Raw genomic sequence first — 15337 nt, 5'->3', positions numbered from 1 at the left:
CCGCGTGAACGATCTCGACGTGCTGAAGGTCTTCTGCGCGGGTGACGGCCGCCACGGCAACCTGCTCGGTGTCGTACGCGACGGCCGGACCTGCCCCGACGATGCGTCGCGGCAGGCGCTGGCCGCCGAACTCGGCTACAGCGAGACGGTGTTCGTCGACGATCCCGAGCGCGGGGTCGTCGACATCCGTACCCCCGGCACGCGGGTGTCCTTCGCCGGATACCCGCTGGTCGGGGTCGCGTGGCTGCTGGACATCGAGGAGCTCCAGCCGCCGGCCGGATCCGTATGGGCCCGCGACGACGGGGAGTTCACCTGGATCACGGCCCGCCCCGAGTGGGTCGAGGGCAAGCGCACCGAGCAGTACGGGTCCGTCGCCGAGGTCGAGGCGCTCCCGGCCCCGCCGCCGGGCGAGGGCTGGCTGTACGCCTGGGCCTGGGAGGACGAGGCGGCGGGCCGCGTGCGGGCCCGCGGGTTCCCGCGCCGCCCCGACGGGGTCATCGCGGAGGACGAGGCCACCGGCTCGGCGGCGATCCTGCTGACGGCTCAGCTGAACCGCGCCCTGAACATCACCCAGGGCGCCGGCTCCCAGATCCTGACCGCCCCCGGCCCCGACGGCACGATCGAGATCGGCGGCCGCGTCCGCTTCGCGCCGAGCCCGGACTAGGTATCCCGCACGGCGGAAGTGAGTACGCGGGCGCTGACGCTGCCGCCGGTCGCCGCGGTGCAATGGCGTCATGACGAAGACTTCGGCGCCCCGGCACCCCGACGAGCGGCGGCAGTGGCTGCCGGTGGCGGCGCTGTTCACCGTACTGGCCCCGGCGGCGGCGTGGCTCGGCCAGGCGACCTCCTACCTGCCTCAGATCCCGCACCCGTTCACCCTGTTCTACGTCCTCCCGCTGGCGATGGTGGCCGGCACCTGGATCCCGCCCCGGACCGACGTTCAGCGCAGGAGGCGCCTCGCGCTGGGGAGCATCGGCTGCTTCCTGGCCTTCCTCTACCCCCACGCGTTCCTCGTCACCGTGCTCACGCTCTGGGCGTTCTCGGGTGGCTGAAACGGCCGCAGAGCCGGGCCCGGTGCGCTGTGCACCGGGCCCGGCCCGCTTCCCGCCAACCTCCCCGGAGGGGGCTACGCGCTGAGGGGGAACTGTTCGCCCAGCTCGCGGAAGACCGCGCCGTTGAAGTCGAACGCGCGCTTGCACTCGTCGATGATCCGCTGCTTCTCCAGGTCGTCCGCGGCGATCGCGTCCAGCAGCTCGCGGTAGGTCCGCTTGAAGGCCGCCGGGTTGGCGATGTCCGCGAAGACGTAGAAGCGGACGCCGTCGCCCTTGCGCTCGAAGCCCCAGGTGCGCTCGGCCTTGTCGCGGATGATCTGGCCGCCGGAGAGGTCGCCCAGGTACCGGGTGTAGTGGTGGGCGACGTACCCGCCCGGCCACTCGGCCCCGCAGTGCGCCACACGGGCCGCGTACGCCTCGGTCGCGGGCAGTGCCACGACGCTCTCGCGCCAGTCCGGGCCCCGCAGGTGCGCCAGGTCGCGCTCGATCTCGGCGACGCGCATCAGCTCGGGCTGGATGAACGGGCCGGCCACCGGGTCCTCCTTGAGGGACTCGGCCGCGTCCTCCAGGGCCCGGTACACGAACCACAGCTGCTCGGTGTAGCGCGCGTACGCGTCCACGCCGAGCCGCCCGCCCAGCAGGTCGCTCATGAAGGTCGACGTCTCCGCTTCGGTGTGCTGTTCGTGCGAGGCGACGCGGATGACCGTAGAGAAGGCGTCCAAGGCGGACCTCCAGACAGAGGAAACGGGCGTGACGGCAATGCCGCCACGCCCGATACTCCTACTTAGGCTTGCCTAAGTCAATGTGTTGCCGACGCCTTGTCGGTAAAAAGACGACCGGCTACGGAAGGGTCAGGATCTCCGCTCCGGAGTCCGTGACGACCAGCGTGTGCTCGAACTGGGCCGTGCGCTTGCGGTCCTTCGTGACGACGGTCCAGCCGTCCTCCCACATGTCGTACTCGTGGGTGCCCAGGGTCAGCATCGGCTCGATGGTGAAGGTCATCCCGGGCTCGATGACGGTGGTGGCGTGCGGGCTGTCGTAGTGCGGGACGATCAGGCCGGAGTGGAAGGAGGAATTGATGCCGTGGCCGGTGAAGTCCCGGACCACGCCGTAGCCGAAACGCTTCGCGTAGGACTCGATGACCCGACCGATGATGTTGATCTGGCGGCCCGGCTTCACGGCCTTGATGGCCCGGTTCAGCGCCTCTCGCGTGCGCTCCACCAGCAGCCGCGACTCCTCGTCCACCTCGCCGCACAGGTAGGTGGCGTTGTTGTCGCCGTGTACCCCGCCGATGTACGCGGTCACGTCGAGGTTCACGATGTCGCCGTCGCGCAGGACGGTGGAATCGGGGATGCCGTGACAGATGACCTCGTTGACCGAGGCACACAGCGACTTCGGGAAGCCCCGGTAGCCGAGCGTCGAGGGGTAGGCGCCGTGGTCGCACATGTACGCGTGGGCGACCCGGTCGAGCTCGTCGGTGGTCACCCCCGGCGCGATCAGCTTGGCGGCCTCTTCCATCGCCTGGGCGGCGATCCGGCCGGCGATGCGCATGGCTTCGATGGTCTCGGCCGACTGCACCTCCGGTCCGGTGTACGGAGTGGGCGCGGGCTTGCCCACGTACTCGGGCCGGCGGATGTTTCCGGGAACGGAACGGACGGGGGAAAGCTCGCCTGGTACGAGCAGCGACTGGCCAGACATGCAAGCGAGTGTATCCAGCGGGGATGGGGCAGCATGGCGGCAGAGAGCGGTTGCAGCGGTATCGAGAGGAGCCCGACAGCGATGGCCCTGTTCAAGAAGCGCCAGGTGGGCAAACCGGGCGAGTGGTACTACTGCCTGGTCCACCAGAAGGTCGAGGAAGGCCCCGAGTGCCCTGCCAAGGACCGGTTCGGTCCTTACGAGACCCGCGAGGAGGCTTCCCACGCCATGGAGACGGCTCAGGAACGCAACCTCGAATGGCAGAACGACCCCAAGTGGAACGACAAGTCCCGCGAGGAGGACGAGGGCACGGCGCCCTGACGGCGCCCGCACGGCGACTGCCGGCGGCTACCAGCGGCTGGGCGGCGGCGCGGTCAGCTGATCGGCCAGCCGCGCCAGCCGGTCCCGGAACCGGCGCGGCCCGCGCTGCACCGGCAGGCTGTTCTCCCCGGCCGCCGCGCTGACCAGGTGCTGCACGGTGTCCAGGTCCAGCTCGGCGGCGCCGTCCGGCACCGACAGCACGTCGTGCGCGAGCGTGCCCAGATCGGGGTCCCCGCCGTCCAGGGACAGCACGGTCGCCCCCGCGCGCCGGGCGTCGTGGACCCGCTCCAGCAGCCCCGCGCCGGGCTCCCCGGGCGCGACCACCAGCAGCGTGTGCCCGCGCCGGGCCGCCTCCAGCCTGCCGAGCCCCACCGACAGGTGCGGCGGCTCCCCGGGTAGCACGTGGTGGCGTACGAGCGTGGGCGCCAGCTCCGGCAGGCCCGACCAGGCGGCCTCGTCCACGAGGTGCGCCGCCAGATGCCAGGGCTCGTACCGCTCGGTGCCCACCAGCAGCAGGTTCCCGCGGGCCGGCACGACGGACCGCCGCAGCGCGCCGGCGAAGCGGCGCGCGGCTCCCGGCCACTGCGTCCCGGCGAGCACCTCGCGCAGCAGCGCGACCCTCACGGCATCCATATCGGAATCCTGCACCATCGACGGGACATAAGGGAGCGCATCCCTCCGGTCTGACCGGCCGCGCCTTCGTCGCCTCCCGCCCGCTCCCGGCCGCGCCCGGCCCTTCGACTGTGGGCTACCCGGCAGTACCCTCGCCCCCATGACTTCCTCAGACAACACGCAGAAGCCGCCGGCCAAGGACCCGTGGGACCTGCCCGACGTGTCCGGGCTCGTCGTCGGCGTCCTCGGCGGCACCGGCGACCAGGGCCGGGGCCTCGCCTACCGGCTCGCCCGCGCCGGCCAGAAGGTGATCATCGGCTCCCGCGCCGCCGACCGCGCGCAGACGGCGGCCGACGAGCTGGGCCTCGGCGTGGAGGGCGCGGACAACGCCGAGTGCGCGCGCCGCAGCGACATCGTCATCATCGCCGTGCCGTGGGAGGGCCACGCCAAGACCCTCGAAGCGCTGCGCGAGGACCTCGCGGGCAAGCTCGTGGTGGACTGCGTCAACCCGCTGGGCTTCGACAAGCAGGGCGCGTACGCCCTCCAGGTCGAAGAGGGCAGCGCCGCCCAGCAGGCCGCGGCCCTGCTCCCGGACTCCCGCGTCACGGCGGCCTTCCACCACCTCTCGGCGGTCCTGCTCCAGGACGAGTCGATCGAGGAGATCGACACCGACGTGATGGTCCTCGGCGAATCCCGCGCCGACACGGACATCGTCCAGGCCCTGGCCGCCCGTATCCCCGGCATGCGCGGGGTCTTCGCGGGCCGCCTGCGGGGCGCCCACCAGGTCGAGTCCCTGGTCGCCAACCTGATCTCCACCAACCGCCGCTACAAGGCCCACGCGGGCCTGCGCATCACGGACGTCTGAGCCCGGACGCCCGGGACGCCCGGGACACCCGGGCTCAGATGTCCGGGCGGCGTCCTTACGGCAGCACTGCGGGGCATGGGGGACACTGGGTGGGCTCGACCCCGTTCAGTGTTTTCGAGGAGCCGTTCCCATGCCCCGCCTTGCAGTCTTCGCCGTAGTCGTGTGCGTCCTCGCGGTGGCCGCCGCCGTCGTCGCCTTCGTCGAGGGCAGCTTCCTCGGGATCGTCTGGGTGCTGCTGGCGGGCCTCACGTCCAACATGGCCTGGTACTACCTGCGCAAGGCGAAGGCCGAGAAGGCCGCCCGTACGTCCTAGCCGTACCTGCTTCTACGGGGCCGCGCAGAAGCCCTCGCCCTCCTGCCAGAAGCGGTAGAGGTCGCGGCCGCAGTACGTCTCCAGGTCCGACACGCCGAGTCCGGACAGCACGCCGTGCACCACGTCGAAGAAGAACGCGTTGACCTCCGGGATCCACAGCAGCGCGAAGACGGCGATCAGGCCGAACGGCGCCAGCGGCGCCACCTCGCGGCGCACCTTGTACGACAGCCAGGGCTCGATGACCCCGTAACCGTCGAGGCCCGGCACCGGCAGGAAGTTCAGGATCGCCGCCGAGACCTGGAGCAGGGCGAGGAAGGCGAGCGCGTAGCGGAAGGCCATCGGCACCCCGTCGAGGGCGTCCAGCCAGAACGGGGCCGTGCAGACGACGGCGAACGCCACGTTGGCGAGCGGGCCGGCCGCCGAGATGAGGCTGTGCTTCCAGCGGCCCCGGATCCGGTCGCGCTCGATGTAGACGGCCCCGCCGGGCAGGCCCAGCCCGCCCAGGATCACGAAGACCACCGGCAGGACGATGCTGAGCAGCGCGTGCGTGTACTTGAGCGGATTCAGCGTCAGATAGCCCTTGGCGCCCACCGAGAGGTCGCCGCCGTGCAGGGCGGTGCGGGCGTGCGCGTACTCGTGCAGGCAGAGGGAGACGATCCACGCGGACGTCACGAAGAGGAACACCGCGAGCCCGGTACTCGTCGCGTACCCCGTCCACACCGCCCAGCCGGTGACGGCCATGACGGCGACGATGCCGAGGAATACCGAACTGATCTGCCGCTCGCCGCGGCTGCCCTGGTGACCCATGCCGGGAAACCTATCCCGGGCGCCTGCCGGAAATAGGTTCGGGGCCGGGTCCGGGTACGGAGACAATGGGCCGGTGCGTTACGCGATTCTCGGCACCACCCAGGCCATCCAGGACGACGGGACCCCCGTCGCCATCGGCGGAGCACGCCTGCGGGCGCTCCTGACCGCGCTCGCACTGCGGCCGGGGCGCGTGGTCCCGGCGCACCTGCTCGTCGCCCAGGTGTGGGACGGCGACCCGCCGGCCGACGCCGTGGCCGCCCTGCAGGCGCTGGTCGCCCGGCTGCGGCGGGCGCTGGGGCACGCCGCCGTGCGCTCCGCCGAGGGCGGCTACCAGCTGGCCGCCGAGCGGGAGGACGTGGACCTGTACCGCTTCGAGCGGCTGGTCCGGGCCGCGGGCGAGGCACCGGAACCGGCCGAGGCGGCCGCCCTGTACGAGGAAGCCCTCGCCCTGTGGCGCGGACCGGCCCTGGCCGACCTGCCCGACCCGGCCGCGGAGGCCGCGCGCTGGGAGGCCGTACGGGGCGACGCGCGGCGGGGCCGGCTCGCGGCGGCCCTGGCCCTGGGCGAGGTGGAGCGGTCCCTGCCGGAGCTGACCGCACTGTGCGCGCAGCAGCCGCTGGACGAGCCGCTGCAAGCGCTGCGGATCCGGGCCCTGCGCGACGCGGGCCGCCCGGCGGAGGCTCTGGCCGCCTACGACACCGTCCGCCGGGACCTCGCCGACCGCCTGGGCACCGACCCGGGCCCCGCCCTGCGCGCCCTGCACGCCGAACTCTTGAGCCCGTCGCAGGCCCCCGCCTCCGGCGGCACCCCTGCCCTGCACCCCTGGTCCCAGGCCCCGGCCCCCGGCCTGCAAACTGCGCCGGCGCGCAGCTGGGGCTCCGCCCCAGACCCCGCGCCTCAAACGCCGGCGAGGCTGGATAGGTCAGCCCCGCCGGCGTTCGAGGCGCGGGGATCCGGGGGCAGCGCCCCCGGCAACGGCGCCGCAGGCGCCGGCCAGGGGAATCTGCGGGCGCGGCTCACCACCTTCGTCGGGCGCGAGGACGACATCCGCGTCATCGGGGACGACCTCGCGCGGGCGCGGCTCGTCACGCTGCTGGGCCCCGGCGGGGCCGGCAAGACCCGGCTGTCCCAGGAGGCCGCCGAGGCCCACGAGGCGCGCGGCGGCTGGCCCGACGGGGTGTGGCTCGTCGAGCTGGCCCCCGTGGACGATCCGGAGGACGTCGCCGAGGCGGTGCTCGCCGCGCTCGGCGCCCGGGAGACCAAACTGCGCGGCGCCGCCGCCGAGGAACTGCGGGCGCTCACCGACCGCGGGGACCACCCCCTGGACCGCCTCGCCGAGCACTGCGCCCGGCGGCGGATCCTGCTGCTGCTCGACAACTGCGAGCACGTCATCGGCGCGGCCGCCGAGCTCGCCGAACGGCTCCTCACGCACTGCCCCGGCGTCCAGATCCTGGCCACCAGCCGCGAACCCCTCGGTGTGCCGGGGGAGTCCCTGCGCCCGGTGGAACCGCTGCCCGACCCGATCGCGCTGCGGCTGCTCGGTGACCGCGGGGCCGCCGCCCGCGCCGGGTTCGCCGTGGCCGAGGACCCGGACGCCGCCGCCGAGATCTGCCGCCGCCTCGACGGTCTGCCGCTCGCGATCGAGCTCGCCGCCGCCCGGCTGCGGCTTCTGACCCCGCGCCAGATCGCCGACCGCCTCGACGACCGTTTCCGCCTCCTGACCAGCGGAGCCCGTACCGTCTTGCCCCGCCAGCAGACCCTGCGCGCCGTCGTCGACTGGTCCTGGGACCTGCTGGACGAGTCCGAACGGGCCGTTCTGCGCCGCCTGTCCGTCTTCGCCGGCGGCTGTGACCTCGCCGCCGCCGAGGCGGTCTGCGCGCAGGGATCCCTCGACGTCGCCGACGTCCTCGGCTCCCTCGTCGACAAGTCCCTCGTCGTCGCCACCCCCGGCCCCGACGGCTCCGGCATGCGCTACCGCCTGCTGGAGACGGTCGGCGAGTACGCCGCCGAGCGCCTCGCCGCCGCCGACGGCGACCGCGAGGACACCGGACGCCGCCACCTCGTCCACTACCGCGAACTCGCCCGCACCACCGAGCCCCTGCTGCGCGGCCACGGCCAGCGGGCGGCCGCCGACCGGCTCGCCACCGAGTACGAGAACCTCCGTACGGCCCTGCGCCGCGCCGTCGCCACCCGCGACACCGACGAACTGCTCTGCCTCGTCCACTCCCTGGGCTGGTACTGGCACATGCACGACCAGCGCGCCGAGTCCCGGCACTGGACCGACGCGGCCGCGGCCCTCGGCCCCAACCCCTTCCTGGCGCCCCTGGTCCCCGCGGAGCCGGTGTACGAGCGGCTCGTCGACTCGCCCCCGCCCTACAGCGGCGAGCTGCTCGCCGAGGGCTGGCGCGCCCTCCACCTGGTCCGGCTGGCCGCCCGGGACCAGACCAACGCCACGTGGGACAGCCCGGAGGTGCGGGTGCAGATCGACGGCGTGCTGGCCACCTACCGGCCCGGACTTCCGCAGACCTGCCGGACCCCCGGCTCCCTGTGGATCTACGCCGTCATGATCGCGGGCGACCCCGGACTGCTGAATCGGGTCATCGACGAGACCGTGGAATCCGCCCGCGCGCTGGGCTACCGCTGGGAACTGGCCTCCGCGCTCCAGCTGCGCGCCAACATCCTGGCCAACCGCGCCGACTGGGCGGGCGACGCCTCCCGCGACGCCGACGAGAGCCTGGCCCTCTTCCGCGAGCTCGGCGACGCCTGGGGCTGCGCCGAGGCGCTCTCCGCCCGCGCCGAGTCCCGCGAGAAGCGCGGCGAGTACGGTCCGGCCGCCCGGGATTACCGCGAGGCGATCACGTACGCCGAACGCCTCGGCGCCATGGCGCAGGTGACGGTCCTGCGCGTACGGATGGCAGGGACGCTCACCGAGGGCGGCAGGATGGAGGAGGCCGAGCAGATCCTCACCGAGGTCACCGCCACGGTGCAGCGGTTCGGCAACGAGGCCATGCCCGCCGCCCGGATGTTCCTCGCGGGCATCCTCGGCCGCACCGGCCGGATTCCCTCCGCGCGCGAGCAGCTGCAACTCCTGCGTGACGAGTTCGCCTTCGGCGCGTTCGCCGTCTTCGACGGCTTCCTGCTGGGCACGATGGCCTGGCTGGACAACCAGGAGGGCCGGTACGAGGAGGCCCGCGGACGGCTGCGCGAGGCCATGACGTCCATCGAGGATCCGATGGCGCGCATGGTGGCCCCGCAGATGCCGGCGGTCTACCTGATGACCGCGGCGGTCGCGCTGGCCTCGCTCGGAGGCCCGCAGCGGTCGTACGACGCCGCCCGGCTGGTCGGCGCCTACCGGTCCCAGCTGCCGCCCGGGCACTTCCCCGTCTCCACGGAACGCGAGGATCGCGCCCTCGCCGAGAAGCTGGCGCGGGCGGCGCTCGGTGACGCCGCCTACGAGGAGGCGTACGCCGAAGGCGGCGGCCTCACCCTGGAGGAGGCCACCGCCCTCATCTGACCCGGCCCCCGGCCGGTGTCCGTCCGGGACGCGATCCGGAAAGGACCGGTCCGCGGGTCAGGTCTTCTGGCGGAACTTGCGCACCGCGAGCGGCATGGTGGCGGCCGTGATGGCGACCGACCAGGCCAGGGTCATCCACACCGAGTCGCCGACCGGAGTCCCGTTGATCAGGGCGCGGGCGGCATCGGCGAGGTTGGACAGCGGGTTGTAGTCCGTGAAGGACTGGAGCCAGCCCGGCATGGTGGTCGGCGGCGCGAAGATCGAGCTGCCGAACTGCAACGGCATCAGGACGATCATCGCCATGCCCTGGACGGCCTGCGCGGTCTTCAGGGTGAGACCGAGCAGGATGAAGATCCACATCAGCGAGGCGCCGAAGACGGCGGACAGGCCGATCGCGAGGAACAGGTCCAGCACCGATCCCTTGATCGACAGGCCGAGGATGAAGCCCACGGTGAGCAGGATCGCGATGGCGACCATCATCCGGCCGATCTCGACGACGATCTTGGCGAGGAGTACGGACGACCGGGCGATGGGCATGGACCGGAACCGGTCCATCACGCCCTTCTTGAAGTCGTCGTTGACCCCGGTGCCGACCGCCATGGAGATGTTCATGCCCATCATGGCCATGAGCCCGGGGATCACGTAGTTGACGTACTGGTCCTGGTTGCCCTTGCCGGAGATCGCACCGCCGAAGACGAACACGAACAGCAGCGTGAAGATGATCGGCATGAACAGGACGTCGAACATCGACTCCGGGTCCTGCTTGATCTGCAGGGCGTTGCGGCGCACCAGGGCGCCGATGTGCCGCAGGTTGGCCCGCAGGCCGATCCGGCCCTCGCCGCCACCGGCGGCCACCGAGGCCGGACCGGGCGCGGTGGGAGCGGGCTTCGTCGTGGTTACGGTGCTCATGCCGCGACCTCCTCGGTCTTCTCGGTGGGAACGGAGTCCTCGATGACGGTGGGCTTCTGTCCGGTGATGGACAGGAACACCTCGTCGAGGCTGGGCAGGTAGGTGCCGAGGTCGGCGATCGGGTACCCGCGGGCGGCCAGCAGGCCGACCACTGCGGTCAGCTGCTCGTCGCTGAGGATCGGGACCAGCAGAACGCCCTCGTCCGGTACGGCCTGGGTGCCGGCCACGCCGTCCAGTCCGGCCTCGGCCAGCGAGCGGGCCATGCCCGGCAGGTCGGAGGAGGCCACCGGGCGGATCCGCAGGGTGCGGCCGCCGACGCGGGCCTTCAGCTCGTCGACCTTGCCGTTGGCGATGACCTTGCCGCGGTCGATCACCGTCAGCTCGCTGGCGAGCTGCTCGGCCTCCTCCATGTACTGGGTGGTGAGCAGCACGGTGGCGCCCTCGGCGACCAGCCGCTGGACCTCGTCCCACACCTCGTTGCGGGTGCGCGGGTCGAGACCGGTGGTCGGCTCGTCCAGGTAGAGCACGGCGGGGTTGCCGATCAGCGAGGCGGCGAGGTCGAGCCGGCGCCGCATGCCGCCGGAGTAGTTCATGGCGGCCTTCTTGGCCGCCTCGGTCAGGGAGAACCGCTCCAGCATCTCGTCCGCGCGGCGGCGGGCGTCCTTGCGGGAGAGGTCGAGCAGCCGCCCGATCATGTAGAGGTTCTCCCAGCCGGAGAGCTTCTCGTCGACCGAGGCGTACTGGCCGGTCAGGCCTATGGTGCGGCGCAGCTGCCGCGGCTGGCGGACCACGTCGTAGCCCGCGACGGTCGCGGTCCCGGAGTCCGGAACGATCAGGGTGGAGAGGCAGCGGACCAGCGTGGTCTTGCCGGCCCCGTTGGGTCCGAGGACCCCGAGGACCGTGCCCTCGCGGACGTCCAGGTCGACACCGTCGAGGGCCTTGGTCTCGCCGTAGTGCTTGACCAGCCCCCGTACTTCCACGGCGTTGGGGTTCTTGTCGTTTCGCGTCATGTCCACCATGGGACCAGCCGCCACCGACAAAGCACCGACAAGCGACCGACAAGCGACTGACAACCGGCCGACAACCGGCCGACAGCCCGCCGACAGGGAGTCGACGGGCTGTCGGCGGGCCGCCTTCCGCGGGGCTCAGTTCATCAGTGGAAGGCGTGCTCCGCCTGCGGGAACGTTCCGCCGACCACATCCTCGGCGAAGGCCTTCGCCGCGTCGCCCATGGTCGCGCGGAGGTTCGCGTACTGCTTCACGAACTTCGGCATCTTCCCGCCGGTCAGGCCCATCATGTCGGTCCACACCAGTACCTGCGCGTCGCACTCCGCGCCCGCGCCGATGCCGACCGTCGGGATGTGCAGGGACCGGGTGACCTCGGCGGCCAGCTCGGCCGGCACGAGCTCCAGCACCACGGCGAAGGCGCCCGCGTCCTGCGCCGCCTTCGCGTCGCGCAGCAGCCGGTGCGCCGCCTCGTCGCCGCGGCCCTGCACCCGGTAGCCCATGGCGTTGACGGACTGCGGGGTCAGGCCCAGGTGGGACATGACGGGGATGCCGGCCTGCACGATCAGCTCGGTCTGGGCCAGCGAGCGCTCGCCGCCCTCCAGCTTCACCGCTCCGACCCCGGCCTCCTTCACGAGACGGGTGGCGCTGCGCAGGGCCTGCACGGCGCCTTCCTGGTACGAACCGAACGGCATGTCGCCGATGACCAGCGCACGGCTCGTGCCGCGCACCACGGCCGCCGAGAGCATGGTCATCTGGTCCATCGTCACCGGGACGGTGGAGTCGTAGCCGAGGTGGCAGTTGCCCATCGAGTCGCCGACGAGGATGACCGGGATGCCGGCCTCGTCGAACACGGACGCGGTCATGGCGTCGTAGGCGGTCAGCATGGGCCACTTCTCGCCGCGTTCCTTGGCGAGGGTCAGGTCGCGGACGGTGATGCGCCGGGTGCCCGTGCCTCCGTACAGGGTGGGGGAGGCCGCGGATGCGGGTTCGCGGGCAGGCGAAACGGCATGCGTCATTGCAACTGCTCCTTGTGTCATCTCGAGGCGCCCTCACGGCGTCCCCGGACTCACCCACCATGGTGGCATCCGCGTGCCCAAAGGCGGAAGTGGTGTGAGGCGCGCACCCCGCCCGCAGCATGCAATGTGCGCGTTTCGTGACAAGCGGAACCCCTGGCGTACGGCCGTTCGTCCTCCCGGACGTACGACCGTGACGGACGGTCGTGACGTACGGCACGTAAGGCTTCGTCGATCGCCTAGGGTCAAGGGGCGGGGACGCAGCGCGAGCACGGCAGTGAGGGCAGTGGCATGGCACAGGCGTACATGACGGAGTCGGGGAACGGCGGCTCGGACCCCGAGCCCTCCGCATCCCGCTTCCGGCGCCGGCTGGCCGAACTGCGCAGAGACCCCGGAATCTGGCGGCGCGGATGGGTGCTGACGGGGATCGCCGTACTGATCTCGCTGGTCATGATCTTCCATGCGGAACTTCCCAACGACGTCGGCAACCTCGGCAGCCTCACCGAGACCTTCCTGCCCTGGCTGGGCCTGGCGGTCCCGTTCCTGCTGGCCGGGGCCCTGTTCCGCAAGTCCGCGACCGCGCTGATCGCGATACTGCTGACGGCCGCCGTCTGGACGAACCTCTTCGGCGGCCTGGTCACCGACAAGTCCGGCTCGGGCGGCAACCTCGTCGTCGCCACCCACAACGTGGACGCCGACAACCCCGACCCGCGCGGCACCGCCGAATCGGTCGCCAAGTCCGGGGCCGACGTCCTGGCCCTGACCGAGCTCAAGGGCAGCGCCGTCCCCGTCTACGAGAAGGCACTCGCGGCCACGTACAAGTACCACTCGGTCGAGGGCACCGTCGGCGTGTGGAGCAAGTACCCGCTGAGCGCCAGCGCGCCCGTCGACATCAGGATGGGCTGGACCCGGGCCATGCGCGCCACCGTAGACACCCCCTACGGGAAGGTCGCCGCCTTCGTCGCCCACCTCCCCTCGGTCCGGGTCAAGCTGAACGCAGGCTTCACCGCCAACCAGCGCGACGACAGCGCCGACGCGCTGGGCGCCGCGCTCGCCGCCGAACCGCTGAAGAAGGTCATCCTGCTCGGCGACCTCAACGGCACCATGAACGACCGCGCCCTGTCCGAGGTCACCTCGCAGATGCGCTCCACCCAGGGCGCGGCGGGCGACGGCTTCGGCTTCAGCTGGCCCGCGCAGTTCCCGATGGCCAGGATCGACCAGATCATGGTCCGCGGGATCAGGCCGGAGGCCTCCTGGACCCTGCCGCGCACGGGCAGCGACCACCTGCCGATCGCGGCGCGGGTCACCGTCAAGCCGTAGCGGCACTGTCAAGCCATAGCGGCGCCGTCAGGACATGGCGGCGCCGTCAGGACGTAGCGGCGCAGTACGCGAAGGGGCCCCGCCGGCCGATCCGGCGGGGCCCCTCGCTGCTCTCCGGCTACGCCTGCTCGCGCCAGCCGTTCGTGATGGGCAGCCGGCGGTCCTTGCCGAAGCCCTTCGCGGAGATCTTCGTGCCCGGCGGGTACTGGCGGCGCTTGTACTCCGCGGTGTCCACCATCCGCAGGGTCCTGGCGACCAGCTCCCGGTCGAAGCCGGCCGCGACGATCGCCTCCATGCCCTGGTCGCGGTCCACGTACAGCGCGAGGATCGCGTCGAGCACCGGGTAGTCCGGCAGCGAGTCCGTGTCCACCTGGCCCGGGCGCAGCTCGGCGCTCGGCGGCTTCACGATCGAGTTCTCCGGGATCGGCGGGGTCTCGCCGCGCTCGGCGGCGGCCCGGTTGCGGTACTCGGCCAGCCGGAAGACGTCCGTCTTGTACACGTCCTTGATCGGGCCGTACGCGCCCACCGAGTCGCCGTACAGGGTGGAGTAGCCGACCGCCAGCTCCGACTTGTTGCCCGGGGCCAGCACGATGTGGCCCTCCTGGTTGGAGACCGCCATCAGCATGGTGCCGCGCAGCCGGGACTGGAGGTTCTCCTCGGCCAGGCCGGTGAGGCCCAGCGAGCCCATGTACGCGTCGAACATCGGCTCGATCGGCACGGTCCGCAGGTGCAGGCCGGTCCGCTCGGCCAGGTCGGCCGCGTCGCCCTTGGAGTGGTCCGAGGAGTACTTCGAGGGCATCGAGATGCCGTACACGTTCTGCGCGCCGATCGCGTCGCAGGCGATGGCGGCGACGAGCGCGGAGTCGATGCCCCCGGAGAGCCCGATCAGGACGGAGCGGAACCCGTTCTTCTTCACGTACGCGCGCAGGCCCACCACCAGCGCGTCGTAGATCTCCTCGTCGTCGTCGAGCCGGTCGGCGTAACCGCCGGTGACCACCGGCTCGTACGGCTCCACAGGCTCCTCGGAGAGGATCACGCGGTCGATCCGCAGGCCGTCGTCCACCACGCCCTCGGGCGCGTCGGCGCGCGCCGCGGGCAGGTCGAGGTCGACCAGGACGCAGCCCTCGGAGAACTGCGGGGCGCGGGCGATGACTTCGCCGTCGCCGTCGACGACGATCGAGTCCCCGTCGAAGACCAGCTCGTCCTGGCCGCCGATCATCGCCAGGTAGGCGAGGGTGCAGCCGGCCTCCTGGGCGCGCTTGCGGACCAGTTCGAGGCGCAGGTCGTCCTTGTTGCGCTCGTACGGGGAGGCGTTGATCGAGATCAGCAGCCCGGCCCCGGCGGAGCGGGTGGCCGGGACCCGGCCGCCCTCCTGCCAGAGGTCCTCGCAGATGGCCAGGGCCACGTCGACGCCGTGGACCCGGATCACCGGCTGGGTGTCGCCCGGTACGAAGTACCGGAACTCGTCGAACACGCCGTAGTTGGGGAGGTGGTGCTTGGCGAAGCGCAGGACGACCTGCCCGCGGTGCAGCACGGCGGCCGCGTTCTCGGGGGAGCCGGCCGGGCGGCCGAGCCGGGGCGTGGCCTTCTCGGTGCGGTCGAGGTAGCCGACGACGACCGGCAGCTCGCCGAGGCCCTCGGCCGCCAGCCGCCGCGCGAGCTCGCGCAGCGCGGTGCGGGAGGCCTCGACGAAGGACTCGCGCAGGGCGAGGTCCTCGACGGGGTAGCCGGTCAGCACCATCTCTGGGAACGCCACCAGATGGGCGCCCTGCTCGGCGGAGTGCCGGGTCCAGTGGACGACCGAGTCGCAATTGGCCGCGATGTTGCCGACGTGCGAGTCGATCTGATTCAGAGCGAGGCGAAGTTGAGGCACGGGGCCCAGTCTAATCGTCTTTCTGACGCGATGTCC

15 protein-coding genes are annotated in these 15337 nt (G+C 72.0%); 7 read left to right on the top strand and 8 right to left on the bottom strand.

Features of this window, described 5'->3' with window-relative positions; all coding sequences use genetic code 11:
- The first annotated feature begins 4 nt into the window (after positions 1-4).
- Positions 5-664: a PhzF family phenazine biosynthesis protein gene (locus tag ACZ45T_RS21735; RefSeq protein ID WP_468443679.1), complete on the top strand. Its 660-nt coding sequence runs from the start codon at positions 5-7 to the stop codon at positions 662-664.
- 70 nt (positions 665-734) lie between these two features.
- The gene (locus tag ACZ45T_RS21730) at positions 735-1052 is read left to right on the top strand and encodes a hypothetical protein (RefSeq protein ID WP_468443677.1); all 318 of its coding nucleotides are present in this window, start codon (positions 735-737) and stop codon (positions 1050-1052) included.
- Positions 1053-1126: 74 nt separating this feature from the next.
- Here ACZ45T_RS21730 and ACZ45T_RS21725 read toward each other — a convergent pair whose 3' ends face one another.
- Positions 1127-1774: a biliverdin-producing heme oxygenase gene (locus ACZ45T_RS21725; RefSeq protein ID WP_468443675.1), complete on the bottom strand. Its 648-nt coding sequence runs from the start codon at positions 1772-1774 to the stop codon at positions 1127-1129.
- Between the two features lie 118 nt (positions 1775-1892).
- Positions 1893-2750: a type I methionyl aminopeptidase gene (map, locus tag ACZ45T_RS21720; protein ID WP_468443673.1), complete on the bottom strand. Its 858-nt coding sequence runs from the start codon at positions 2748-2750 to the stop codon at positions 1893-1895.
- An 81-nt stretch (positions 2751-2831) separates the two neighbouring features.
- On the opposite strand from map, the gene ACZ45T_RS21715 reads away from it, so the two are divergent.
- Positions 2832-3068, top strand: coding sequence for a hypothetical protein (locus tag ACZ45T_RS21715; protein WP_468443671.1), 237 nt, complete (start codon positions 2832-2834; stop codon positions 3066-3068).
- A 27-nt stretch (positions 3069-3095) separates the two neighbouring features.
- Here the strand turns inward: ACZ45T_RS21715 and ACZ45T_RS21710 are convergent, their stop codons facing one another.
- The gene (locus ACZ45T_RS21710; protein ID WP_468443669.1) at positions 3096-3701 is read right to left on the bottom strand and encodes a hypothetical protein; all 606 of its coding nucleotides are present in this window, start codon (positions 3699-3701) and stop codon (positions 3096-3098) included.
- A 139-nt stretch (positions 3702-3840) separates the two neighbouring features.
- Between ACZ45T_RS21710 and npdG the strand changes: the two genes are divergently transcribed.
- Positions 3841-4545: an NADPH-dependent F420 reductase gene (gene npdG / locus ACZ45T_RS21705; RefSeq protein WP_468443667.1), complete on the top strand. Its 705-nt coding sequence runs from the start codon at positions 3841-3843 to the stop codon at positions 4543-4545.
- Positions 4546-4675: 130 nt separating this feature from the next.
- A complete protein-coding gene (locus ACZ45T_RS21700) occupies positions 4676-4858 on the top strand; it encodes a hypothetical protein (RefSeq protein WP_468443665.1) in 183 nt (60 codons plus the stop codon).
- A gap of 12 nt (positions 4859-4870) precedes the next feature.
- Here the strand turns inward: ACZ45T_RS21700 and ACZ45T_RS21695 are convergent, their stop codons facing one another.
- Complete coding sequence (locus tag ACZ45T_RS21695; RefSeq protein WP_468443663.1) at positions 4871-5665, bottom strand: site-2 protease family protein; 795 nt, start codon at positions 5663-5665, stop codon at positions 4871-4873.
- 73 nt (positions 5666-5738) lie between these two features.
- Between ACZ45T_RS21695 and ACZ45T_RS21690 the strand changes: the two genes are divergently transcribed.
- Positions 5739-9179, top strand: a complete 3441-nt coding sequence (locus ACZ45T_RS21690) for an AfsR/SARP family transcriptional regulator (protein WP_468443661.1) — start codon at positions 5739-5741, stop codon at positions 9177-9179.
- A gap of 57 nt (positions 9180-9236) precedes the next feature.
- Here ACZ45T_RS21690 and ACZ45T_RS21685 read toward each other — a convergent pair whose 3' ends face one another.
- The 3 genes from ACZ45T_RS21685 to panB all read right to left on the bottom strand — a co-directional run bounded on the left by ACZ45T_RS21685 (position 9237) and on the right by panB (position 12111).
- Positions 9237-10088, bottom strand: coding sequence for an ABC transporter permease (locus ACZ45T_RS21685; protein ID WP_468443659.1), 852 nt, complete (start codon positions 10086-10088; stop codon positions 9237-9239).
- Positions 10085-11107 carry an ATP-binding cassette domain-containing protein gene (locus ACZ45T_RS21680; RefSeq protein ID WP_468443658.1) on the bottom strand — a complete coding sequence of 341 codons (1023 nt, stop codon included), beginning with the start codon at positions 11105-11107 and terminating at the stop codon, positions 10085-10087. The genes ACZ45T_RS21685 and ACZ45T_RS21680 overlap by 4 nt, the downstream gene beginning before the upstream one ends.
- A gap of 134 nt (positions 11108-11241) precedes the next feature.
- A complete protein-coding gene (gene panB, locus ACZ45T_RS21675) occupies positions 11242-12111 on the bottom strand; it encodes a 3-methyl-2-oxobutanoate hydroxymethyltransferase (protein WP_468443656.1) in 870 nt (289 codons plus the stop codon).
- A gap of 288 nt (positions 12112-12399) precedes the next feature.
- Here panB and ACZ45T_RS21670 point away from each other — a divergent pair, with 288 nt between their 5' ends.
- A complete protein-coding gene (locus ACZ45T_RS21670) occupies positions 12400-13428 on the top strand; it encodes an endonuclease/exonuclease/phosphatase family protein (protein ID WP_468443654.1) in 1029 nt (342 codons plus the stop codon).
- 118 nt (positions 13429-13546) lie between these two features.
- On the opposite strand, the gene ACZ45T_RS21665 is transcribed toward ACZ45T_RS21670, so the two are convergent.
- A complete protein-coding gene (locus tag ACZ45T_RS21665; RefSeq protein WP_468443652.1) occupies positions 13547-15301 on the bottom strand; it encodes an NAD+ synthase in 1755 nt (584 codons plus the stop codon).
- Positions 15302-15337 lie beyond the last annotated feature (36 nt).

The sequence above is a fragment of the Streptomyces sp. NPDC030995 genome, from assembly GCF_055571215.1.
This window is presented reverse-complemented; position numbering and strand designations above follow the sequence as displayed.